Source organism: Commensalibacter nepenthis, assembly GCF_029953305.1.
GTDB classification, from domain to species: Bacteria; Pseudomonadota; Alphaproteobacteria; order Acetobacterales; family Acetobacteraceae; genus Commensalibacter; species Commensalibacter nepenthis.
Genome location: NZ_JASBAN010000001.1, coordinates 433478 through 454725, shown reverse-complemented (window position 1 = coordinate 454725; position 21248 = coordinate 433478). Strand labels below are relative to the sequence as shown.

General features: G+C 34.9%; 20 protein-coding genes, 1 tRNA gene, 2 pseudogenes and 1 riboswitch. Of the genes and pseudogenes, 12 read left to right on the top strand and 11 right to left on the bottom strand.

Annotated features, from left to right (window positions below; all coding sequences use genetic code 11):
• Nucleotides 1-11 precede the first annotated feature (11 nt).
• Nucleotides 12-530: a hypothetical protein gene (locus QJV33_RS02010; protein WP_281461745.1), complete on the top strand. Its 519-nt coding sequence runs from the start codon at nucleotides 12-14 to the stop codon at nucleotides 528-530.
• A gap of 356 nt (nucleotides 531-886) precedes the next feature.
• Nucleotides 887-1180, top strand: coding sequence for a PIN domain-containing protein (locus tag QJV33_RS02005; protein WP_456305228.1), 294 nt, complete (start codon nucleotides 887-889; stop codon nucleotides 1178-1180).
• Between the two features lie 60 nt (nucleotides 1181-1240).
• Here the strand turns inward: QJV33_RS02005 and QJV33_RS02000 are convergent, their stop codons facing one another.
• Nucleotides 1241-1861: a hypothetical protein gene (locus tag QJV33_RS02000; protein ID WP_281461744.1), complete on the bottom strand. Its 621-nt coding sequence runs from the start codon at nucleotides 1859-1861 to the stop codon at nucleotides 1241-1243.
• A 120-nt stretch (nucleotides 1862-1981) separates the two neighbouring features.
• On the bottom strand, nucleotides 1982-2371 hold the full coding sequence (locus QJV33_RS01995; protein WP_281461743.1) for a hypothetical protein: 390 nt from the start codon (nucleotides 2369-2371) through the stop codon (nucleotides 1982-1984).
• 232 nt (nucleotides 2372-2603) lie between these two features.
• Here QJV33_RS01995 and QJV33_RS01990 point away from each other — a divergent pair, with 232 nt between their 5' ends.
• From QJV33_RS01990 to QJV33_RS01980, 3 genes are all read left to right on the top strand, one after another.
• A complete protein-coding gene (locus tag QJV33_RS01990) occupies nucleotides 2604-3128 on the top strand; it encodes a hypothetical protein (protein ID WP_281461742.1) in 525 nt (174 codons plus the stop codon).
• A gap of 276 nt (nucleotides 3129-3404) precedes the next feature.
• The gene (locus QJV33_RS01985; protein WP_281461741.1) at nucleotides 3405-5669 is read left to right on the top strand and encodes a hypothetical protein; all 2265 of its coding nucleotides are present in this window, start codon (nucleotides 3405-3407) and stop codon (nucleotides 5667-5669) included.
• A 69-nt stretch (nucleotides 5670-5738) separates the two neighbouring features.
• Entirely contained in the window at nucleotides 5739-6575 is an 837-nt protein-coding gene (locus QJV33_RS01980) for a tetratricopeptide repeat protein (RefSeq protein ID WP_281461740.1), read from the top strand.
• A gap of 377 nt (nucleotides 6576-6952) precedes the next feature.
• On the opposite strand, the gene QJV33_RS01975 is transcribed toward QJV33_RS01980, so the two are convergent.
• The 3 genes from QJV33_RS01975 to QJV33_RS01965 form a co-directional block, all read right to left on the bottom strand.
• Nucleotides 6953-7792, bottom strand: coding sequence for a KilA-N domain-containing protein (locus QJV33_RS01975; protein WP_281461739.1), 840 nt, complete (start codon nucleotides 7790-7792; stop codon nucleotides 6953-6955).
• 7 nt (nucleotides 7793-7799) lie between these two features.
• Nucleotides 7800-8711, bottom strand: coding sequence for an IS1595 family transposase (locus QJV33_RS01970; RefSeq protein ID WP_281461738.1), 912 nt, complete (start codon nucleotides 8709-8711; stop codon nucleotides 7800-7802).
• Between the two features lie 427 nt (nucleotides 8712-9138).
• Nucleotides 9139-9213: transfer RNA gene (locus QJV33_RS01965), tRNA-Thr, on the bottom strand.
• 234 nt (nucleotides 9214-9447) lie between these two features.
• Nucleotides 9448-9604: riboswitch (FMN riboswitch) on the top strand.
• Nucleotides 9605-9683: 79 nt separating this feature from the next.
• Between QJV33_RS01965 and ribD the strand changes: the two genes are divergently transcribed.
• From ribD to ribH, 4 genes are read left to right on the top strand one after another with little or no spacing between them, the layout of a single operon-like run.
• Nucleotides 9684-10775, top strand: a complete 1092-nt coding sequence (ribD, locus tag QJV33_RS01960; RefSeq protein ID WP_281461737.1) for a bifunctional diaminohydroxyphosphoribosylaminopyrimidine deaminase/5-amino-6-(5-phosphoribosylamino)uracil reductase RibD — start codon at nucleotides 9684-9686, stop codon at nucleotides 10773-10775.
• On the top strand, nucleotides 10757-11377 hold the full coding sequence (locus QJV33_RS01955; protein WP_281461736.1) for a riboflavin synthase: 621 nt from the start codon (nucleotides 10757-10759) through the stop codon (nucleotides 11375-11377). Before ribD ends, QJV33_RS01955 begins: the two co-directional genes overlap by 19 nt.
• On the top strand, nucleotides 11359-12633 hold the full coding sequence (gene ribA / locus QJV33_RS01950) for a GTP cyclohydrolase II (protein ID WP_281461735.1): 1275 nt from the start codon (nucleotides 11359-11361) through the stop codon (nucleotides 12631-12633). The genes QJV33_RS01955 and ribA overlap by 19 nt, the downstream gene beginning before the upstream one ends.
• Before the next feature lie 30 nt (nucleotides 12634-12663).
• Nucleotides 12664-13146 carry a 6,7-dimethyl-8-ribityllumazine synthase gene (gene ribH, locus QJV33_RS01945; protein WP_281461734.1) on the top strand — a complete coding sequence of 161 codons (483 nt, stop codon included), beginning with the start codon at nucleotides 12664-12666 and terminating at the stop codon, nucleotides 13144-13146.
• Nucleotides 13147-13200: 54 nt separating this feature from the next.
• On the opposite strand, the gene QJV33_RS01940 is transcribed toward ribH, so the two are convergent.
• From QJV33_RS01940 to QJV33_RS01930, 3 genes are read right to left on the bottom strand one after another with little or no spacing between them, the layout of a single operon-like run.
• Entirely contained in the window at nucleotides 13201-13770 is a 570-nt protein-coding gene (locus QJV33_RS01940) for a TOPRIM nucleotidyl transferase/hydrolase domain-containing protein (protein ID WP_346771125.1), read from the bottom strand.
• A gap of 5 nt (nucleotides 13771-13775) precedes the next feature.
• The gene (locus QJV33_RS01935; protein WP_281461732.1) at nucleotides 13776-14210 is read right to left on the bottom strand and encodes a KilA-N domain-containing protein; all 435 of its coding nucleotides are present in this window, start codon (nucleotides 14208-14210) and stop codon (nucleotides 13776-13778) included.
• A 7-nt stretch (nucleotides 14211-14217) separates the two neighbouring features.
• The gene (locus QJV33_RS01930; RefSeq protein WP_281463368.1) at nucleotides 14218-15102 is read right to left on the bottom strand and encodes an IS1595 family transposase; all 885 of its coding nucleotides are present in this window, start codon (nucleotides 15100-15102) and stop codon (nucleotides 14218-14220) included.
• Between the two features lie 62 nt (nucleotides 15103-15164).
• Between QJV33_RS01930 and QJV33_RS01925 the strand changes: the two are divergent.
• Nucleotides 15165-15371 (top strand): annotated as a pseudogene (locus QJV33_RS01925) (IS6 family transposase); the annotation flags it as partial.
• Here the strand turns inward: QJV33_RS01925 and QJV33_RS01920 are convergent.
• Both QJV33_RS01920 and QJV33_RS01915 read right to left on the bottom strand, forming a co-directional pair.
• A pseudogene (locus tag QJV33_RS01920) lies at nucleotides 15369-15851 on the bottom strand (IS6 family transposase); the annotation flags it as partial. The pseudogenes QJV33_RS01925 and QJV33_RS01920 sit on opposite strands and share 3 nt — an antisense overlap.
• 58 nt (nucleotides 15852-15909) lie before the next feature.
• Nucleotides 15910-16074 carry an AAA family ATPase gene (locus QJV33_RS01915; RefSeq protein WP_281461731.1) on the bottom strand — a complete coding sequence of 55 codons (165 nt, stop codon included), beginning with the start codon at nucleotides 16072-16074 and terminating at the stop codon, nucleotides 15910-15912.
• A gap of 252 nt (nucleotides 16075-16326) precedes the next feature.
• Here QJV33_RS01915 and QJV33_RS01910 point away from each other — a divergent pair, with 252 nt between their 5' ends.
• Nucleotides 16327-18930 carry an MMPL family transporter gene (locus tag QJV33_RS01910; protein ID WP_281461730.1) on the top strand — a complete coding sequence of 868 codons (2604 nt, stop codon included), beginning with the start codon at nucleotides 16327-16329 and terminating at the stop codon, nucleotides 18928-18930.
• Nucleotides 18931-18951: 21 nt separating this feature from the next.
• On the opposite strand, the gene rdgB is transcribed toward QJV33_RS01910, so the two are convergent.
• Nucleotides 18952-19554, bottom strand: coding sequence for an RdgB/HAM1 family non-canonical purine NTP pyrophosphatase (gene rdgB / locus QJV33_RS01905; protein WP_281461729.1), 603 nt, complete (start codon nucleotides 19552-19554; stop codon nucleotides 18952-18954).
• Between the two features lie 144 nt (nucleotides 19555-19698).
• On the opposite strand from rdgB, the gene QJV33_RS01900 reads away from it, so the two are divergent.
• Complete coding sequence (locus QJV33_RS01900) at nucleotides 19699-21237, top strand: TerC family protein (RefSeq protein ID WP_281461728.1); 1539 nt, start codon at nucleotides 19699-19701, stop codon at nucleotides 21235-21237.
• The last annotated feature ends 11 nt before the right edge of the window (nucleotides 21238-21248 follow it).

Sequence of the window (21248 nt, the reverse complement as noted above, 5' to 3'; positions counted from 1 at the left end):
GAAAATTGAATATGTCTAAAGTCACAGGAGGGATTTATATTCCTCATTTAAAAAATGAAATCGTGCAACCTGCGTTGGACTATTTGGGTTTGGGTGGGGCGCGTGCAGTTAACCAAGTTACAGGCACGTTCTTAGCCGAAGGATATGCTGGCGGTTATACGTATCTCAAGCAACTTGGCAAAGGACCTGCCGTGGGTGCGATGCAAATGGAACCATTTACCTATAATGATATTTGGAAGAACTTTTTAAACACTCCAAAACGCAGCCATCTTGCAGCCTTGCTTAAAAATATAGCTGGCACTTTTAACACAGATAGTACAGGAATTCCCAAAGCAAACACATTAACAGGGGATATTTTCTTTGCTGCTGCGATGTGTAGGGTTTTTTATTTAAGGGTTCCAACAGCCTTACCACTGGCAAATGATGCGAGCGGAATGGCACAATATCATAAGAAATACTATAACACATCTTTGGGAAAAGCCGTTTGGCAAGAGAATATCGATCGGTTCCAACAAGCAATTGATGCTTGATGATTAAGAGTTTTTAATCACTGTTAATATTACAATACGTTCACTATAATATGATTGTAACCATAGATAAATATACCATGACCAATAAAACAAATAACGTTATTGGGTTTGATAGTAGATTACCAAGTTAAGCATTTATTTTTTGTCTATTATTCAGGTGTTTCACTGAGGCTAGCAACTTAAAGCAGCGAAATAGATAATTTGGTTTTGTCGCAAAGTTTAAATTTTATAAAATTTTAAGTTTTTACTAGTGTTAGTTATTATAAAATATTTATATAATACAATGAATTAAAAAATCCTATTTTGAAGAAAAATATTAAAAACCACTAAACTTAAAACTTTGCGACAAGACCGGAATTTCTAGTATTACCGCTTCAGAACTTGCTTTTGGTGTTGAAAAATCTGGATCACAAAGAAACAAACAAGCACTCAATAAGTTTCTAGCATCTTTAGAAATATTTCCTTATGACGAACAAGCTATTTGGCATTACGCAGAGTTAAGGCATCAATTACAATCAACAGGTCAACCAATTGGTAGTTTGGATATGTTAATTGCTGCTCATGCCTTAGCGTTAAAAGTAACTTTAGTTACCAATAATGTTAAAGAGTTTAAAAGGGTAAAGGGATTAACTGTAGAAAATTGGGTTTAATATTTTATTATATTAATTGAATAGACAAGGGCTGTATAAAAAGCACTTGTCTATTCTCTATTATTTTTTAATAGATTTGAGTAATTTCTCACCCTCTTTAATAGTGATAAGGGTTTTTAAAAACGGGATTTTTTTATCTAAAATTTTACGAATATCACTGGCTTTAAAAGGTTTATTCAGTTGTTTAAACTCTTTTAAAACTTGGTAACAACTAGGGTCTTGTTTATCATCATCATATCGATATCCACTTTCTACTTGTCCAGTAGCTACACCGTAACCAATGATGCCATCACCATTGCTATACAAAAATACAATATCATTCTCTTTAATTTTCTTGATGTCATCCATCCAAGGTTTACAAAAGGCTTCTGCTCTACCTTCTTGGATCATTCTTTTATGACTATCAATATTATCACCTTTATGAGTATTTAATAAAAAATAACTTTTCTCACCCTTATGTGTTTCAAGAGAACTATCTTTATTAATTTCATCAATATGGTTGTAAGCTTGATTGAGAGCCGTAGTTAATAATTTTAACATCACCTCATTTTTGGTTGTTTCAAGGTAATCTACAAGTCCTTCAATCTTAGCTGCAATCTCTTCACTCATTCTAACCGTAGTAGCAACAGTATCTTTTTTACCACTTTCATTACTATCAATCATCTCGATAATACCACTCATGCCCTATTTCCTATCATCATTTTTGAATATTAACTGAGTTCTAAATTAAATCATTATTGGTGTTAATATAATAGTAAAAAATGACAATGGAAAGAATTAAAAATATAAAACTTTAATTATTTATTCACTATCTTTTTTTTCAAGATACTTAAACGTATTATCAACTGCATAAAAATACATATCTTCTATAGGATATTTTGTTGGATTATAATTACTAGGTAGTTTGTTACACATTTTATTAAGTACGAAAAAGATTAATAAACGTCCTGATTGAGCGTGATATTTATTAATCCAAGCAAACTTAGCTTCAATATCATCTCTCCATACATCACTATTACCGACATAATTAGGCATAGTATGAAAAACAAAGTTTGATTTACTCTTCTCATCTTTATTGGCAAGCGCTTTAACATTCTTACAAGAATATAAAGGATTACTTCCTGCTGCTAAACAAGCAGATGAGATAAATACAGAGGTCAATAGACCTGTAATAAGTATTTTATAGTTCATTTTATATATCCAATCAAATAAGAAGTTCTAAAGATTTTAAATTGATATATATATAAATATCAATTTTGATTATTATATATTCGATATATAATTGTTACTATAATGTCAATATAAAATATAATCATATAAGCATCCATAAAGAATTCAATTTACATTTGTATAATATATAAATATTAAAGAATCAAAATAACTTCAATAATGATTTTTATAATGATATAACAGTGAGGGTATAATGTTAAAATCAATGATAGGGATAAAATGTTTAGTAGGAATGTTTATATTACCATTATTAGGTGGATGTTCTGATGAGGCGCCACCAGCGTGTAAATCAGAACAGGCAGAACAATTGATACAATCAGTTTATGAAGATGCCATTCATAATCAGTTAAAATCATGGAGTAATATCGAACAAAGTAGAGAAAGAATATTTTCTAAAAAAGAGTTTCCTTCAGCACCAGCAATAATGACAATAGATTTAACTTATCATGCCAAGATGAAACCTTCTTTTGTCAAAGAGATAACTTATGACAAGGAAAGTAAGATTAGAACTTGTTCGGCAACAGTCAGTGCTATGGCTGATAAAACAATTTTAGATCAATATATGGAAAAAATACCTCAGGAATATTTTGCTAAAGATAAACAAGAAATACAAAATATTCTGTTAAATAAAGGGATTTTCGATAATGATATTCGCTACGAGTTACAAAATACAGATGATGGAAAAGTGCAGATAAAAATACAAGGAATGAGATTGTAATAGATATTCACTTGCTGGCTACATCAACAAAGCCAGCAAGCCTGATAAGGTATAATTCATTGAAACTTTTGTATAATTATGCTATGGTAAAAACCATAATGAAATTGTTGCGCCTACAAGGTAGATCGCAATATCAAACAGATAACAAACGACCCATTCAGAGGTCGTTTTTTTATGACTCAATTATAGAAAAAATCAAAAAATATCTAAACCAAAGACACAATAACTGCGTCTTTTTTTATGTCTTAATAACCAATATATTTAGGATTATTAAAAATGCCTAATTACACAGAAATGACTTTTTATAATACTATTAGTCAACATCAGAATGATTTAAATCAAAAACAGGATGCTTTTTATAAAGCTTTAGTTCAAGCAACAAATGAAAGTGTGAAAGTTGCTACTAATAAAATGAATGAATTTTTTGAAAAAACTTTTCCTAAAATTAATTCGACATTTATGGCATATGAAAAACATCTAGATACAACATTAACACAAATTAAAAATTCTAAAATTTTAGACGTTGCTGAAACTAATGGAAAACAAGCAGCTCAAAAACAATTGAATGAAGGGTTACAATACAGTCAACTCGTAGCTAATCAAAACCAAGCTTTTTCTAATATTAATATTGCCTTGCAGCAAATTATAAACATTATGAAAAAACCCACGATGAAAGAAACTCTACAAACAATGGATAATATTTCTAATGCTAGTGGTATTCCAATGGCAGATTTGTATGCTAATCGTCAACTTATGGGTAATTCAAATGTAAGTGCAGAAAAAGCAGATGAAGATGCAAAGAAAATCAATGATCTTTTTACCCATAAAGACAATCTGATGCAAAGCGATTGGATAAAATCCATAGTTGAAGCTCAAGCTAAAGATAATCCTGAACTATTAAAACAGTTACAACAAGCAAAAACTCAATCAGATTTTTCTAATTTATTAAGAGAAAATATAGAAGCTATTTATAATAAAAAAGATAAATCTGCATTAGATAAAACAGCATTAAAAGAAACTTTAAAACATTCAGACGATGACGATGTATATACTTCATACACATCTTCTGGCGCTAAATATGTTTCTTCGCAAGATCAAGAAAATTTTAAAAATGGGGGAATAAAATATGCGAAACAGAGATTAGAAGAAATAAAAAGAAATCCTGGTTATGCAGCGCAAGTGCAAGGGGAAACAGTTGAAGAAGATTATAAAGATCGTATTAAACAAAATATTCAAACTCATCATCTATCCGATAATATTCAACAAACACGTGATATACGATCAGAGGCTGCTGTAGGAGGAGTGGTAGCAAAGAAGGATCAAGAAACTATAGATGATTGGTACAATAATCAATGGAAATCTTTTTTTGATAATGTAACAAAATATTTTAAAAATGAATATAAAGACTTTTCTACTCCAGAAAGTTTAAAAGAAGTAGAGAGTGTACTTATATCATTGGCTAAAATAGGTAACTTGACAGGGGTAAATGTTTCGGATCCAATACAGGGTGGAACAGAACTATTTAATTTAGGTATAACAAATACTGGAGCAGCAACAGCCGCTAATTCTGGAAAAAATATGCCAAATCGAGTGTATGGAGTAAAAGATATAAAAACGTATGAGGTTTCTCAACAAGAATTACAAAAAAATAAAGATATAATTGCATTATTAAATACAATGGGTGTTGCAATCATTCAAGACCAGAAAAAGGGTGCGCCACCAAGTAAAGATCCTGGAAATAATATAGCTAATGGAGTTACCAATTCTTTTACAGGCATGTATGGTACAGGATATATACCTCCTGATATGGATAATCCGAATAGTATTGCTTACAAACTTAGTTTTCCTTTTTCTTTGAAAACTAAAGATGGTGGCATGATACCATTAGGTGAAAAGCTAGATAAAATCGCTGCTAATATAAGACCTTTTACGTCAGAAATAGCAAAACAAAATATGGCTGCCTTAAAAGAAAAAGGGTTTAATATTGGTTTAGATACAACAACTAAACAAATAGGAATTTTACAAAATAATGGTAAAATGCTTTTGCCATTAAAAGAGTTAATTCAACTTCCATTAGAACAACTATTAAAAAATTTATATAGTAATCCAGAAATATTAAGAACATTACAACAACAAAAACTTAATAATGATGCTGCTGCTTTAAAGAAAAAAAATTCTCAATCTCCTTCTTCGCCTAATATTCCTGATAATGTAAATCAAAATAAAAAAGGTTTATTATCTCCAGTTCTTATGCCTAAGAAAACGTCATCGTTACCAATAGAGGAAATAATCAAAAATTCTATCAATAAGCAACCATCTTTACCATATTCTTCAAGCTATAATACAAATTCAAAATTAATGAATCAAATATTAAATATGCCTCGATCAATATCTCAAAAGTTAAATTTATCTATTACAGTAAATCAAAATGGATCTAAAACAACCCAACATACTTTTGAAAATAATATTCCTATTTCTAAAGGAGGTGTTGTTGCTGCAAGCAATCATTCTATTCAAGCTGGCATGAGAGGGGCTTCTTAAAAAAAACTTTATAAGTTCAATAAATTCTTGTATTATTTCTTATTTATTAACATTATATAGATTGTTCCAATGAAGTTATTCAAATACGTTTTTTTAGTTAATTTTTCCTTATTATGTATTCCATATCAATCTTTTTCTGTTGATACTAGTCAACCTAATGTTGCAGCAATAGAACAACGTGCTGACGCTGGTGACCTCACAGCTTTATTCGGCTTGGGAGCAATGTATTATACTGGGAAAGGAGTAACTCAAGACTATTCTAAAGCAAGAGAGTATTTTCAAAAAGCTGATGAAAAAAATAGTAAAGAGGCTCAATTTATTCTTGGCATCATGTATTATAAAGGTGATGGTGTAACTCAAGATTACTCTAAAGCAATAGAATATTTTAAAAAAGCCGCTGATCAAAACTTTGCTCAAGCACAGTCAAGTCTTGGAACAATGTATTATCTAGGGAAAGGAATTCCTCAAGATTATTCTAAAGCAATAGAATTGTTTACAAAATCTGCTGATCAAGGATTTGCTCAGGCACAATTAAGTCTTGGGATGATGTATTATGAAGGTCAAGGAGTGTCTAAAGATTACTCTAAAGCAATAGCATATTTCACAAAAGCCGCAGACCAAGGATTTGCAAAAGCTCAATTTTGTCTTGGATCAATGTATTATGAAGGTAAAGGTGTGCCTAGGGATCCGATAAAGGCAATGGAGTATTTTCAAAAAGCTGCGGATCAAGGGGATATGCAATCTCAAGTAAATCTTGGGATAATTTATAGAGACGGAATTCTTGTTCATATGAATTATCCCAAAGCAATGGAGTATTTTCAAAAAGCTGCCGCTCAAGGAAGTGAACAAGCTAAATTTAATATTAACATCATGAAAGACTCAAAATTACTTCAACATCATGATTAAATACATAATAGAGATTAATAATAAATAGGATTGCCATATTCTATCTTTAAACTATTTCATTAAGCTAGTTTATGGATAAATTTAGTTATGGTTATTTATAAATGTGTTCTTTTGAGTATAGACCAATGACGACCTTAACCTATTATAATCATATAGAATTTATTGATGCTCCAAATAATTTTAGCCTGATACTTAATGAATAAACTTACTGTAAAAACAATTTTATTAAGTATCGTAACAAATAGTATTCACACTATCTGTTATTAAATCTAAAAATAAATCTAATTATTCCAAAGAATATAAAAATAGGTAATTATATACATCTCTACACAAAATAATTACAAATTCATAGAAAAATTAAATCTAAAAAACCTTATTTAGAATTGATCTTTTGGGTTGTATGTCAATGCTGTAATTAGTTTATTGTCTAGTTCTGTACGAGCATTCTCAGGAGTTGGTAAAGTAAGAATAAAATTGGTTAACGGGATTACTGACTCTTTATCACGATCTTTGAAATATTTAAGAGCTTTGTTAGGATCTACAATCCAATTATTAACCTCTAAATTAAAAGAAGTTATTAGTTCGTTTGGATATAGTTTTGCATTGACGTTAGGGCGTTTCCCGTCTCCAAAAGAGTGAGTATATGTTGGGAAAGAATCTGGATCATAACCATTACTTCTTAGCCATTTACAAAACATTTTTCCTAGAGAAATGTCTGGCATCATTCGATCCGGCAATAAGTATCCTCTTGATTCTAGAGGTGCTAATAGTTTTAATGTCATTTGATCTAGCATAGAAAAATGAGTAGGTGGTATTTTTTCTCTATTGATTAAATACCTGCGAATGTGCCAAGGAAGTGTTGAGTGTTTTTTCTCGCCACCCTGCATCCATTCTAAAACCCATTTAGATACCAGAACAGCAAATTTGGGTGATGCCCATTGGCCTAAATTTATTGCTACTTGAGGATGTACCCATGTACCTTGTAATGTAGGAACACCTCCTTGTATTGACTGTATTAATTCCGTGGTCGGAATTCCGACCACGGAAGAAAGTTCCTGAACAAAGGCCTTTGTAGTGGATAAACTATTATAATGCTTAAACTCTTTACTCGCAGCTTTACACATAGCAGTAGCATTAATGTAACCGTCGTAAGCGCGTTGCGATATTAAAACATTATTTTCTTGTCTTTGAATAAGCGGTAAATCTAATTGTTCCATTTCTACCTCATGTCGTTAAACTTTGATAAGTCATTCTACAACTCATATGTGTTAGCAGATAATCAAAGCGATGGTCTTGCCGGTGTTTACGGGTGTTGTAGCGGAATACAAATTCATCAACATATTTTTGTAAATGCTTAACTGACACCGAATGATAAATTCCAATGATGCCGCGCTTAAATAACGACCAGAAACCTTCTATAGTATTAGTATGAACTTTACCATTAACATATTCTTTATTGGCATGTTTTACGATAGCGTGGTTATAGATTTTAGTTAGTTGTGAATACCCTAACCATTCATCAGAATAAATAGTGGCATCTTTATTAGCGTAACTAACAATTTGCTTTGTCAATGTTGTTGCTGATACATCATTAACCTTTTTAGCATTTAATTTTCCTGAACGTTCAATCATGCCAAATACAGGTGTTTTATCTTTTGAACTTCTACCTTGAGAATGTTGTACTTTTCTACAGATATGACGAAATTTATTCTTGCCACCGACATAAGTTTCGTCTACTTCAATTTCATTGTTTAAGACATTGTTATTATCAAAACTAAAGCAATTGCGAATACGATGCAGAAGAAACCAAGCTGTTTTTTGCGTCACACCTAAGTCTTTAGCTAACTGCACTGATGAGATTCCTTTAGTATGACAAGTAATAATCCATATTGCTAAAAACCATTTTTGAAGTGGTATTTTTGAATTATCAAATAAGGTGTTTGTTTTAACATTGAAATATTTACTAGTATTCCTACAACGGTATCGATTACCCTTACATACATAAACTTTTGAAGCTGGATCAAAAGGAGAGATAATATTGCCACCCCATTTTAAATTCTCAAGGTGTTTGATACACGCTTCTTCATCTGGGAAAGTATTAATAAGATCTATGATAGTGTTAAACTTTTTAATCATTCTGCTACCTCTACTAATATCTTAGTATAACTTAACACAATGTCAATATTTTTGTGTATAAATGTATATAATTACCTTAAATTTTTTAATTCATATCAACCAAGAACTGTTCATTCGCGTTGGCGAAGGTGATTGTGCAGTGTCGGTTACTTTGCCTAATTAAAGGGAAAATGACAGATACCGACTGGTTATTTTAACGTTAAATTTATATTCAATCTATACCAAATTGAAAAAGAATTATTGCTGCTTTTTACGACATATAGAGACCATTATTAAGGATAAAATTATGAACAGATCATTATATATAAGCGCGTTATGTACTTTTTCCTATTGATGGGGTCGCAGGTTTCAAAGGCTGTTGATTTCTCAGCACATTATAGAACATTAAATGTGAATGCTGATAAATTATAATATAATGGAAATTATATGGTGCCGGATGAGAGATTTGAACTCCCGACCTTCGGTTTACAAAACCGCTGCACTACCACTGTGCTAATCCGGCGTTTCGCATGATGACGCTTGCTGGAATGTTCTATGCAATATTTTGAGTTGGATTACAAGTAAAAAATGATAAAAACTTTAATTTTTTTTAATTTCCTTTTGAACGATCGATAATCACGCTTTATTGTTAGAATTTCTCATGAAAATACAGTTTTTATCTTGATAATATGGTCAAATAAATTTAGAATACGGATCAAGAGACGTTAACGACTCTTAAAATTATTATAAATGAATACGACGTTCTTGGGGCGAGGTGGAACTCCTCACCGACGGTGATGAAATGGCAATATTTCTAAGCCCGTGAGCGCTTATGTTACGAGTAACATAAGGTCAAGCAGATTTCGGTGTAATTCCGAAGCCGACGGTCATAGTCCGGATGAGAAAGAACGTGCTGGGACTGTACATAGGAAACTATGCGACGGGTCTGGCATATCTGCCCGCGTGCGTCCAGAGCAAAGGACTGATTTTATAATGCAAGCACGCATTCATTCAACTTTATTAGATAAGGTTGATTTTTCTGAAAGAATTGTAAATGGGTTTCGTAGAGCCATTCGCGAAGCCTTGCAATATGTTGGGCGTACCGCGCCCAATCCTCCTGTTGGTTGTGCGATCTTAGACGAACAAGGGAATATTTTAACCGTTGCCGCCCATCATCAAGCGGGTGCATTGCATGCAGAGGCTTTGGCATTGCAGCAATGTAAAGAGCTTGGGGTATGGGATCGGATCTCCGATGTGATTGTAACGTTGGAGCCTTGTAATCATACAGGTCGCACGCCACCTTGTTCCGAGGCTTTGTTAAAAACACCTGCAAAAAGAATATGGATTGGTATCAAAGACCCTAATCCGTATGTTGCTGGTGCAGGACATATCAGATTACGTGAAGGCGGTAAAGATGTTATTTTACTAGAAGAACATTCTTCTGAAATAGCACAATACTGGCACCAACAATGTATTGATTTGTTGGCTCCCTTTACCAAATTTATGTTAGAACAAAAAACTTGGATTACCGTCAAACAAGCAATGAATATGACGGGCTCGATGGTTCCTCCCAAAGGACAAAAAACCTTTACATCGCAAAAATCATTAACCTTGGCACATCAGCTGCGTCGTGGGACAGAGGCAATTATTACAGGTGTGAATACGATTAAAATGGATATTCCTTCATTTACCGTTCGTCATGTGCCCGATCATCCAGATGTAACCCGTTTATTAGTGATTTGCAGCCAAGTCAAAGAAAAATTAGAAGATGCTTTGTCTGAACATTATATAAAACAAGCAAAAGCCAATGGTTTTTCTTTGTTACTTTGTAATGATTTAGAGCAATTGCCAGAACTGCTTTATGCCCATAAAGTCATGTGGGCAATGGTCGAGGCGGGTCCTGTATTATTACAAGAATTTCGTCAACGCCAATTATGGGACGAATGGTTGACTATTCGCCAGCAAGCCCAAGGTGAAGATGACGTGGCAATTATTTCCAAGCATCCTGCTTGCCCAACACGCCAACTTTTATCGGATGTGCAGTTTCTTTTTGAAAAGGAGGATTTATGTTCTCTGGTATCATAGAATCCTTAGGAAGCATTTTAACCGTTAACCGTAAACCTAATGCGATGGTGATTGAGGTTGATACGGGTATTCCAGATCTTTCCATAGGGGAAAGTGTTGCCGTAAACGGTGTTTGTTTGACCGTTGTGAAATACGATGCACAAGGGAAGGTCTCGTTCTTTATTAGTTCTGAAACACTCAATAGAACCAATTTAAACCAATTACAGGTTAATAAACGCGTTAACTTAGAACGTGCGGTAACGCCTTCAACGCGTTTATCTGGACATATTGTTCAAGGTCACGTGGACGCTACAGGACGATTTGTTAAAGCGGAGCAAAGTGGCGATGCACATAAAGTTTTTTTTGCGTTCCCCGCATCTTTAAGAAAATATGTTGTTGAAAAAGGCTCTATTGCGATTGATGGGACCAGCTTGACCCTTAATGGTGTTGGTGAAATTGGCAAAGATGGTGCCAGTTCAGATGAGTTTATTATTCATATTATGATTATTCCGCATACTTGGGAACATACGACGCTGGGATATTTATCCCTAGGCGATATGGTAAATGTGGAAGTGGATATTATTGCAAAGTATGTGGAGAATTTATGTTTAGTCCAGAAATGATTAAAACGCTCAGTCCTGAGCTGACAATTGCTATTGATACCTTACGTGCTGGTAAAATGGTATTAATGGTTGATGATGAAGGTCGTGAAAACGAAGGCGATTTGGTTGCTGCGGGTGAGTTCGTAACGCCCGAAATTATTAATTTCATGATTACCCATGCGCGTGGCATTTTATGTATGCCAATGTTGGCGAATAAAGCCCAGCAATTAAATTTGTATCAAATGGCACAACATAATACATCCCCTCATGAAACGGCTTTTACTATTTCTATCGAAGCCAAAGAGGGGATTACAACGGGTGTTTCTGCGGATGATCGTGCGAAAACATTTGAGGTTGTCATGAAGGATGATGTCACTGCCAATGATATCGTTCGCCCTGGTCATATGTTTCCTTTGGTTGCGGATCCAAATGGTGTTTTGGCAAGAGATGGTCATACCGAGGGTTCGATTGATTTGATTAAAATGGCAGGATTAAAACCTGTTGCTGCAATTTGTGAAGTGTTAAATGAAGATGGCACGATGGCTAGGATGCCAGAGCTGAAAAAATTTGCAGCCCAGCACGGAATTCCATTGGTAAGTGTGTCTGCTATTATTGAATGGCGCAAACAATATGATGCAGCGCCCGTCGATCCGTTGATTTCTCTTGTAAGAGCTGGAGAGGTTGCAAAACTTCCTAATTATTACGGTGGTGAAGATTTTACGGTGCAATCTTTTGTTGATTTAAAAGGGAACGAGCATCTAGCCATTATGAAAGGTGATTTTTCTTTGGATGATGGTAAAACACCTTTGGTTCGATTGCATTCCGAATGTTTGACTGGGGATGTATTGGGGTCTTTGCGTTGTGATTGTGGTCCTCAACTGCACAAAGCCATGAAAATGATTGGTGAATCTGATAAAGGCGTTGTGATTTATTTGCGAGGGCACGAAGGGCGCGGCATTGGTTTGTTCAATAAAATCTCTGCTTATGCGTTGCAAGATCAAGGGTTAGACACCGTAGAAGCCAATCACCGCTTGGGTTTTGCAGCCGATATGCGCGATTGGAAAGTGGCAGGCGCAATTTTAGAAAAGCTCCATATCCATCAGCTTGATTTGTTAACCAATAATATGGACAAGCTCGAAATGTTGGAAAAGCAAGGTTTTTCTGTGCAAAACCGTGTTTCTATCGAAATTGAAGCCAATCCGCATAATGAATCTTATTTAAAAACAAAAAGAGATCGTATGGGGCACGCATTGTCCTTTGAGCATAATGATCGATAATTATAATTTACTTATTGAAAGTCTTTGATAATGGTTAAACAAGCTCCTCAATCTTTGAAAGAGTTTACATTTAAGAAAATGCCACGTGTTGCAATCGTGGTCAGTCGTTTTAACGAAAAAGTAACAGGTGGATTGGCAAAGGGCGCACAAGAATGGTTAGCCGAACATCATATTCCTTTTAATGTCGAAGAAGATTTAATCTATGCGCCTGGTGCGTTTGAACTGCCATTAATTGCGCAAACGTTGGCAAAATCTGGTAAATATGACGGGGTTATTTGCTTGGGATGTGTGATTAAAGGTGATACAGCACATTTTGAGTATATCAGCCTTGGGGCGACAATTGGCATTATGCAGGCTTCTTTGACAACGGAAATACCCATCAGTTTTGGTATTCTTACAACCTATACTGGGGAACAGGCTGAAATCCGTTCAGAGGAAAACAAAGACAACAAAGGACGTGAAGCGGTGGCTGCTTGTATTGAAAGCATTGCTTTGATCCAACAATATAAATAAAATCAGGATAGTTATTAAAGCGGTCAGATCCTTCATTGGGTCTGACCGCTTTTTTTATTTTAAGCGCCGGTTAATTGTATTGATTAGATTTTGGCAATGCGTTTGTTCATCAGCGGTAAGATCACTGGATGATTTTTCCTTTGCCCACTGTAAGAATTCTTTTGCAAGTTTTTCCTTTGAAAAATCCTTTTGTATTTTTTTGAAAATTTTAATAATAGGTTCCGTTGATGTTTTATCTCTTTCACTGATTTTTTTGTTATAAATCTTCTCAAAAATCGGAATTAAGGTTGCTCTAATAATATCTTCAGTTGCAGCAGCAGGAATATTATGACTGCAAAATACTTTGGCTTGTAAAATATTTTTGTTGCCAAGTCTATATTTTATAATAGCATCTTGTGCGGCTTGGTTGGCTTCGTTATCTGAGTCAATGAATGCAACGGTTTTAAGGTCATTATTACATAATATATTTGCATAAATGGTAATTTTGGTAACGCCACCTACAGGTAATAAGGCGATATCTTCATTTAGCTTGTTTTCGATAAGACTGTTAATGCCTTGCAAATACCACAAGTCTGTTAATCCTTCTAATAATAAATTTTGGTAATTATATACATCTCTACACAAAATAATTATAAATTTATAGAAAAATGAGTAGGTGGTATTTTTTCTCTATTGATTAAATACCTGCGAATGTGCCAAGGAAGTGTTGAGTGTTTTTTCTCGCCACCCTGCATCCATTCTAAAACCCATTTAGATACCAGAACAGCAAATTTGGGTGATGCCCATTGGCCTAAATTTATTGCTACTTGAGGATGTACCCATGTACCTTGTAATGTAGGAACACCTCCTTGTATTGACTGTATTAATTCCGTGGTCGGAATTCCGACCACGGAAGAAAGTTCCTGAACAAAGGCCTTTGTAGTGGATAAACTATTATAATGCTTAAACTCTTTACTCGCAGCTTTACACATAGCAGTAGCATTAATGTAACCGTCGTAAGCGCGTTGCGATATTAAAACATTATTTTCTTGTCTTTGAATAAGCGGTAAATCTAATTGTTCCATTTCTACCTCATGTCGTTAAACTTTGATAAGTCATTCTACAACTCATATGTGTTAGCAGATAATCAAAGCGATGGTCTTGCCGGTGTTTACGGGTGTTGTAGCGGAATACAAATTCATCAACATATTTTTGTAAATGCTTAACTGACACCGAATGATAAATTCCAATGATGCCGCGCTTAAATAACGACCAGAAACCTTCTATAGTATTAGTATGAACTTTACCATTAACATATTCTTTATTGGCATGTTTTACGATAGCGTGGTTATAGATTTTAGTTAGTTGTGAATACCCTAACCATTCATCAGAATAAATAGTGGCATCTTTATTAGCGTAACTAACAATTTGCTTTGTCAATGTTGTTGCTGATACATCATTAACCTTTTTAGCATTTAATTTTCCTGAACGTTCAATCATGCCAAATACAGGTGTTTTATCTTTTGAACTTCTACCTTGAGAATGTTGTACTTTTCTACAGATATGACGAAATTTATTCTTGCCACCGACATAAGTTTCGTCTACTTCAATTTCATTGTTTAAGACATTGTTATTATCAAAACTAAAGCAATTGCGAATACGATGCAGAAGAAACCAAGCTGTTTTTTGCGTCACACCTAAGTCTTTAGCTAACTGCACTGATGAGATTCCTTTAGTATGACAAGTAATAATCCATATTGCTAAAAACCATTTTTGAAGTGGTATTTTTGAATTATCAAATAAGGTGTTTGTTTTAACATTGAAATATTTACTAGTATTCCTACAACGGTATCGATTACCCTTACATACATAAACTTTTGAAGCTGGATCAAAAGGAGAGATAATATTGCCACCCCATTTTAAATTCTCAAGGTGTTTGATACACGCTTCTTCATCTGGGAAGGTCTTGTTGCAAATTTAATTATGTATTTTAGTATGATATAGAAATGGAGTGAGTATTTATATTTTAGGAACGATTTATGTCTATTGGTATCTATAGCAAGCTTATATTAAGGTCTAAGGATGATTTTAAAGGTCGTCATTTTAGTGGGTTGATGATTATTCAAGCGATCAACTAGTATTTACGCTATTCCTTAAGTTATCGAGATATAGAAGAATTATTTCTAGAACGTGGGATAAATGTAGATCATAGCACGTTAAATCGTTGGGTATTACGCTATGCTCCTCATGGTTTGTATGGTTTTTGGAAACGGTAATGCTTTATCTGTTCCAATATGGGTTGGAGCGAATAGACCATCTTCTTTAAATGCTTTTCTAAAAAAGTGTTGTGCGGCTTTTATATTTCTTTTAGCTGTTAACAAGAAATCAATAGCTGTGCCTTCTTTATCAATGGCTCTATATAGATACTTCCACTGACCTTTGACTTTGATATAGGTTTCATCAATTCTAACCTCTCCACAATGGGGCTTTCTATATTTTCTCAAACGTTTTTCTAATAGTGATGCATAGCGTAATACCCAACGGTTTAACGAGCTATGATCTACATTTATCCCACGTTCTAGAAATAATTCTTCTATATCTCGATAACTTAAGGAATAGCGTAAATACTAGTTGATCGCTTGAATAATCATCAACCCACTAAAGTGGCGACCTTTAAAATCATCCTTAGACCTTAATATAAGCTTGCTATAGATACCAATAGACATAAATCGTTCCTAAAATATAAATACTCACTCCATTTCTATATTATACTAAAATACATAATTAAATTTGCGACAAGACTGGGTTTAAGAGATGTAATGCTTCTAAAATTGCGCTTTTGCCAGATTCATTAATACCTACCAAAATTGTTTTGTTTGTATCAATCTTGAATTCGCCACTGTCGATGATGCTTCGATAATTTTGCACTCTTGCTTTGATTAATCGCATAAATAAACCTGTGTAAAATGATGAACAATATCCGTGTAAGTAATAAAAACTATTTTATTGCATTTAAAAAATTATTCTACTCCATCGTTGTAATTGTACTATTTTTATTTTTGTGTGGATATAATGGTTGTTTTCTTTCCTGTTTATTTCTATTTATGGATGCAAGGATAATTCCATTTCAAATTATTCTGCCAGCTTAATTGTATCTATTTAAGTGATAATCAATATGAAGATTAAAGGGGTTTATTACCAATGATGTCCACATTTATTGGGCGTGTGGTGGCGTTTTGTTCTCGCCATACTTGGTTTGTGATTTTATTTTATATTGTAATTGCAATAGCCTCGTCTTGGGTCGCTTATAAAAATCTAGAGATCACAACAGATACAAGTAAGATGTTTTCATCAAGTATGGATTGGAAAAAACGTTCCGATCAGATGAGCAAAGACTTTCCACAACGAGAATATTTGTTGGTGGCATTATTTGAATCAAAGATTCCTGAAGAGGGAGAATTGAGTGCACAGGCATTGGTAAATAAATTAAAGAACGATAAAAAACATTTTTATTTTGTTGAATCTTTGCAAAATGATCCATTTCTTGTCAGGAATGGGTTGCTCTTTTTGCCAACTCCTTTACTGGATAAAACCTTAAATAATATCATTCAAGCACAACCTTTTTTAAGCAGCTTATCCGCCGATCCTTCGATGCGGGGATTGTTTGATACGTTGGGAATGGTGACGTTGGGGGTCAAAGAAAAACAGATTGATCTATCTAAATTTAATGATGCGCTGAATGGCTTTGCGAATGTTCTAACCCAAAATGCCGAAGGGAAAATCCAACCTTTCTCTTGGGAAAAAAGTCTGTCTGGGGATTTATCAGACCTTGGGGGGAAATATCAGCTTGTTATTGCAAAACCAAAGATGGATTTGAATTCAATTCGTCCTTCAGGTGTGCCTTCTGATTTATTACGCGAAACCATGAATAACTTGCCTTATGTTAAAAGTGGTGCGGTCAAAGTCTATATGACTGGTGATGCTCAAATTAACGACGAGGAATTCTCGACCGTTTTGCATGGGATGATTGTTGGTTTATTTGTTTCATTTGTGTTGGTTGCGGGTTGGCTATTTATGGCGGTTCGCACTTGGCGTTTAATTTTACCTATTTTATTATTGCTCTTTATCGGATTGGTGTTAACAACGGGTTTTGCGACATTAGCAGTCGGGACATTAAATCTGATTTCGATTTCTTTTGCGATTTTATTCGTCAGTATTGCTGTTGATTTTGGCATACAATTTTGTGTGCGTTTTAGAGGACAGGATTTAATCAGCACCAAGAAAAAAGAAGATTTACCCTATGCGTTGTCTCATACAGGCTATGAGGCAGGACATCAAATCTTTACCGCAGCAGTGGCAGCAGCAGCTGGATTTTTAGCATTTACCCCAACGAATTTTATTGGTGTTAAGCAATTAGGTTTGATTGCTGGTGGGGGTATGTTAATTGCATTTGTTTGTACAGTTACATTTTTACCCGCTTTACTGGTGATTTTCCGTCCGAATATTGTTCAAAAAGAAGCTGGTTTCCCTTGGTTAAAATCTGTTGATAAAAAAATGCGTCAGCATCGTTTTATGATAATCAGCTTTTATGCGGTGCTGGGGGCGATTGGTATTTTCTTGCTTGCAGATCATAAAGTTATTTTTGATGCTGATCCATTTCATACCAAAGATCCTCATTCTGAAGGGATGGTAGCATTGAAAAAAATGATGGGGGATCCCAATACCTCACCTTATACTGCTGATATTATAGTTGATACCCCTCAGCAAGCCGAAGAAATGGCCAAGAAATTTAAAAAACTGCCTGCGGTGAAAAATGTTGTTTGGTTGAACTCTTTTATTCCAGAAAAACAACAAGAAAAAATGTTAATGCTGAATGATGCGGCTTCTATTTTGTTGCCCACATTGTCTTTGCAACATCAAAAGGATAAACCCACAGCCCAAGAATTGCGGCAGTCTGTAGAGAAAATGGTGCAAGGTCTTGATTCAATTCAAAACCTAGTGTCTGCTGATAGTCCTTTGCGTCGTATGCAAGTTGCTTTGCAAAAAATTGAGAAAATGCCTGATGATAAACTGATTGCAATTAATGATAATTTGGTTAAATTCTTGCCTTATCAGCTAGAGCGACTGAAAATGATTTTGACACCAACCATCACCACAACGCAAGATATTCCAGCAGAACTTGCTGAGCAATATCGCACAAAAGATGGACGGCTAAGGGTGGAGGTTTACCCAAAAGGAGTTGATTTAACGACCGATCAAATCATTGATTTTGTAAAACAAGTTCGCACTGTGGCACCTGATGCAGCGGGAACGGTTGTTGATATTGTCGAAAGTGCCAATACAGTCGTTCATTCTTTTATTATTGCTGCAATCATGGCGATAGTTGTGTTGGCGATTATCTTATTCATTGCATTACGACGTGTGTTGGATATGGTTCTGGTCATGATCCCGTTGATTTTATCGGCATTAATGACAATTATTGTGATTGTTGTGATTGGGCAATCGTTGAATTTTGCGAATATCATTACATTGCCACTCTTTTTAGGAGTTGGCGTTTCGTTTAATATTTATTTTGTGATGAATTGGAGAGAGGGGTTAAAAGAACCGTTATCTTCTCCCACAGCCAGAGCGGTTTTATTCTCTGCATTGACAACAGGAACGGCGTTTGGTGCTTTGGCAGCCTCTGCGCATCCTGGAACGTCAAGTATGGGGGTATTATTGTTGATTTCATTGGGATGTACTTTGCTTGTAACGTTGGGACTGGTTCCCGCTTTATTACCTAAACGTGATATTGATGAGCGATAAAAAGCGGGAAAAGAAAGTGGCTTAGAAACAATTTTTTATAAATTGTTGAAAAGCCAACCCTCGATGGCTGATTTTATTTTTTTCAGCCTCGCTCATTTCTGCAAAAGTGACAGAGAACTCTTTGGGTTGAAAAATTGGGTCATAGCCATGTCCATTTTGACCTCTGGCTGGCCAAATAAATTCGCCTTCAATTTTCCCTTCAAATTCGCATGTATATCCATCAGGATAAGCCAAGCACAGCACAGAAATAAAGTAACAAGAACGATCAGAGAAAAATTGTAATTTTTCATACATGGTGCGCATCGCCATAACATAATCTTTTTTTGGACCTGCCCAACGTGCAGAATAAATCCCAGGGTCCCCATTTAGCGCATTGATGCAAAAACCAGAATCATCAGCAAGGCTGGGTAATTTTGATTCTTGAGCCGCAGCCAAGGCTTTGATGCGTGCATTTTCTTGAAAGCTGGAACCATTTTCTTCTGGTTCTGGTAAATTTAATTCCCTCGCAGAATAGGTTTTTATTTTAAATGGAGCCAGTAAACTGCTTATTTCCTTTGCTTTGCCAGTATTATATGTGGCGACAACCAATTCAGAGTTATGGTTAAGTTTGCGATAAGTCGTCATAAAAAAATCTTCTTTGTTCTATAAATAAAGTGGACTTGATCGTTTTTAACATATTGGCATGGAACTTGGGGTGATATAAATAATTTTTGTACTGAGATACGAATAATGATTAAATTGGCTTTTTATTTTTTTTGAGAAAGAAATATGGAACTCTTATTGGATCCTTCGGCGTGGATGGGACTAATAACCTTAATTGTTTTGGAAATTGTCCTTGGGATCGATAATCTCGTTTTTGTAGCGATTGTTGCTGATAAACTCCCTTTTAACCAACGCGATAAAGCCAGAATTATTGGGCTGGTTTTGGCGATGGTGACGCGTCTGGGGTTATTATCCATTGTGTCGTGGATTGTAACATTGACCAAACCGTTGGTCAGTTATGGAGGCTTCAGCCTTTCAGTCAGAGATTTGATTTTGATTATTGGTGGTGTGTTCTTGTTATTCAAAGCCACGATGGAGCTGCATGAACGATTAGAAGGGCATGAGCATCAAGATAATCAAGGTAAAGGCAACGCCAAATTTTGGGTGGTAATTGTTCAGATTATTATATTGGACGCTGTTTTTTCTTTGGATTCCGTTATCACCGCTGTTGGAATGGTCGACGAGCTGGCGATTATGATGGCGGCGGTCATTATTTCAATGATAGTGATGATTTATGCCTCGAAATCGTTAACAAAATTTGTCATTGAGCATCCTACGGTGGTTGTGTTGTGCCTCAGCTTTTTAATGATGATTGGTGTCAGTCTGGTTGCTGATGGCGTAGGGTTCCATATTCCCAAAGGATATATTTATGCTGCAATCAGCTTTTCCTTGCTTATTGAATTCTTTAACCAAGTGGCGCGACGGAATTTCCTTAAAAATCAATCCAAAATACCTTTTCGAGATCGAACTGCTGAAAAAATTTTGGGATTGCTTGGCGGAAATGCGCCTAGGCAAGCTGCGGGTAATACTGAAAATATGTTGCAGGAAAGTTTTGCCGAAGAAGAACGCTATATGATTAATGGGGTCTTGACATTGGCATCGCGCTCATTGCGCAGTATTATGACCCCACGTATAGAAGTATCTTGGATTGATTGTGAAGATTCTTTGGAGGAAATCAAAGTGCAGATTATGGCGACACCGCATAATATTTTCCCTGTTTGTCAAGGGGAATTGGATAAAATTATCGGCGTTGTCAGAGCCAAAGATTTGTTGATGGTTATTAATGAGAATGGGAATGTGGCGGAATTTGCTGAACAATATCCTCCGATTATTGTGCCTGATATGATTGATGTGATTAACTTATTACCGACCTTAAAGAAAGCCAAAGGGCGCTTGGTGATTATTACCAATGAATTCGATACTGTTCAAGGAATAGCAACCCCTGTGGATGTGTTGGAGGCAATCGCTGGGGAGTTTCCTGATGAAGACGAAACGTCAAAAATTATCAAAGATGGCGATGGATGGCTTGTCAAAGGGTCAACAGACATCCATTCTGTAATGATGACTTTGAATTGTGGTGCTTTTTTTGATCATGATGAAGAATATGTTTCTTTGGCAGGATTTTTGTTTGCGCATCACAAACGAATATTAAATGTTGGTGAAGTTATTGAAATTCAACAATTACGATTTAAAGTTTTAGAGGTCAAAGATTATCGTATTGAATTAGTCAGAATTACAAAAATAACAGACGTAAACGAACAATAGGCGGTTTTGAT

Excerpts from the sequence above, each read along its gene's own strand:
- QJV33_RS02000 (WP_281461744.1), bottom strand. The coding sequence starts at position 1,861 with ATGAGTGGTATTATCGAGATGATTGATAGTAATGAAAGTGGTAAAAAA.
- QJV33_RS01990 (WP_281461742.1), top strand. The coding sequence starts at position 2,604 with ATGTTAAAATCAATGATAGGGATAAAATGTTTAGTAGGAATGTTTATA.
- QJV33_RS01955 (WP_281461736.1), top strand. The coding sequence starts at position 10,757 with ATGTTCTCTGGTATCATAGAATCCTTAGGAAGCATTTTAACCGTTAAC.
- QJV33_RS01915 (WP_281461731.1), bottom strand. The coding sequence starts at position 16,074 with ATGCGATTAATCAAAGCAAGAGTGCAAAATTATCGAAGCATCATCGAC.
- QJV33_RS01975 (WP_281461739.1), bottom strand. The coding sequence starts at position 7,792 with ATGGAACAATTAGATTTACCGCTTATTCAAAGACAAGAAAATAATGTT.
- QJV33_RS01980 (WP_281461740.1), top strand. The coding sequence starts at position 5,739 with ATGAAGTTATTCAAATACGTTTTTTTAGTTAATTTTTCCTTATTATGT.
- ribA (WP_281461735.1), top strand. The coding sequence starts at position 11,359 with ATGTTTAGTCCAGAAATGATTAAAACGCTCAGTCCTGAGCTGACAATT.
- ribH (WP_281461734.1), top strand. The coding sequence starts at position 12,664 with ATGGTTAAACAAGCTCCTCAATCTTTGAAAGAGTTTACATTTAAGAAA.
- rdgB (WP_281461729.1), bottom strand. The coding sequence starts at position 19,554 with ATGACGACTTATCGCAAACTTAACCATAACTCTGAATTGGTTGTCGCC.
- QJV33_RS02010 (WP_281461745.1), top strand. The coding sequence starts at position 12 with ATGTCTAAAGTCACAGGAGGGATTTATATTCCTCATTTAAAAAATGAA.
- QJV33_RS01985 (WP_281461741.1), top strand. The coding sequence starts at position 3,405 with ATGCCTAATTACACAGAAATGACTTTTTATAATACTATTAGTCAACAT.
- QJV33_RS01995 (WP_281461743.1), bottom strand. The coding sequence starts at position 2,371 with ATGAACTATAAAATACTTATTACAGGTCTATTGACCTCTGTATTTATC.
- QJV33_RS01970 (WP_281461738.1), bottom strand. The coding sequence starts at position 8,711 with ATGATTAAAAAGTTTAACACTATCATAGATCTTATTAATACTTTCCCA.
- QJV33_RS01935 (WP_281461732.1), bottom strand. The coding sequence starts at position 14,210 with ATGGAACAATTAGATTTACCGCTTATTCAAAGACAAGAAAATAATGTT.
- QJV33_RS01900 (WP_281461728.1), top strand. The coding sequence starts at position 19,699 with ATGGAACTCTTATTGGATCCTTCGGCGTGGATGGGACTAATAACCTTA.
- ribD (WP_281461737.1), top strand. The coding sequence starts at position 9,684 with ATGCAAGCACGCATTCATTCAACTTTATTAGATAAGGTTGATTTTTCT.
- QJV33_RS01910 (WP_281461730.1), top strand. The coding sequence starts at position 16,327 with ATGATGTCCACATTTATTGGGCGTGTGGTGGCGTTTTGTTCTCGCCAT.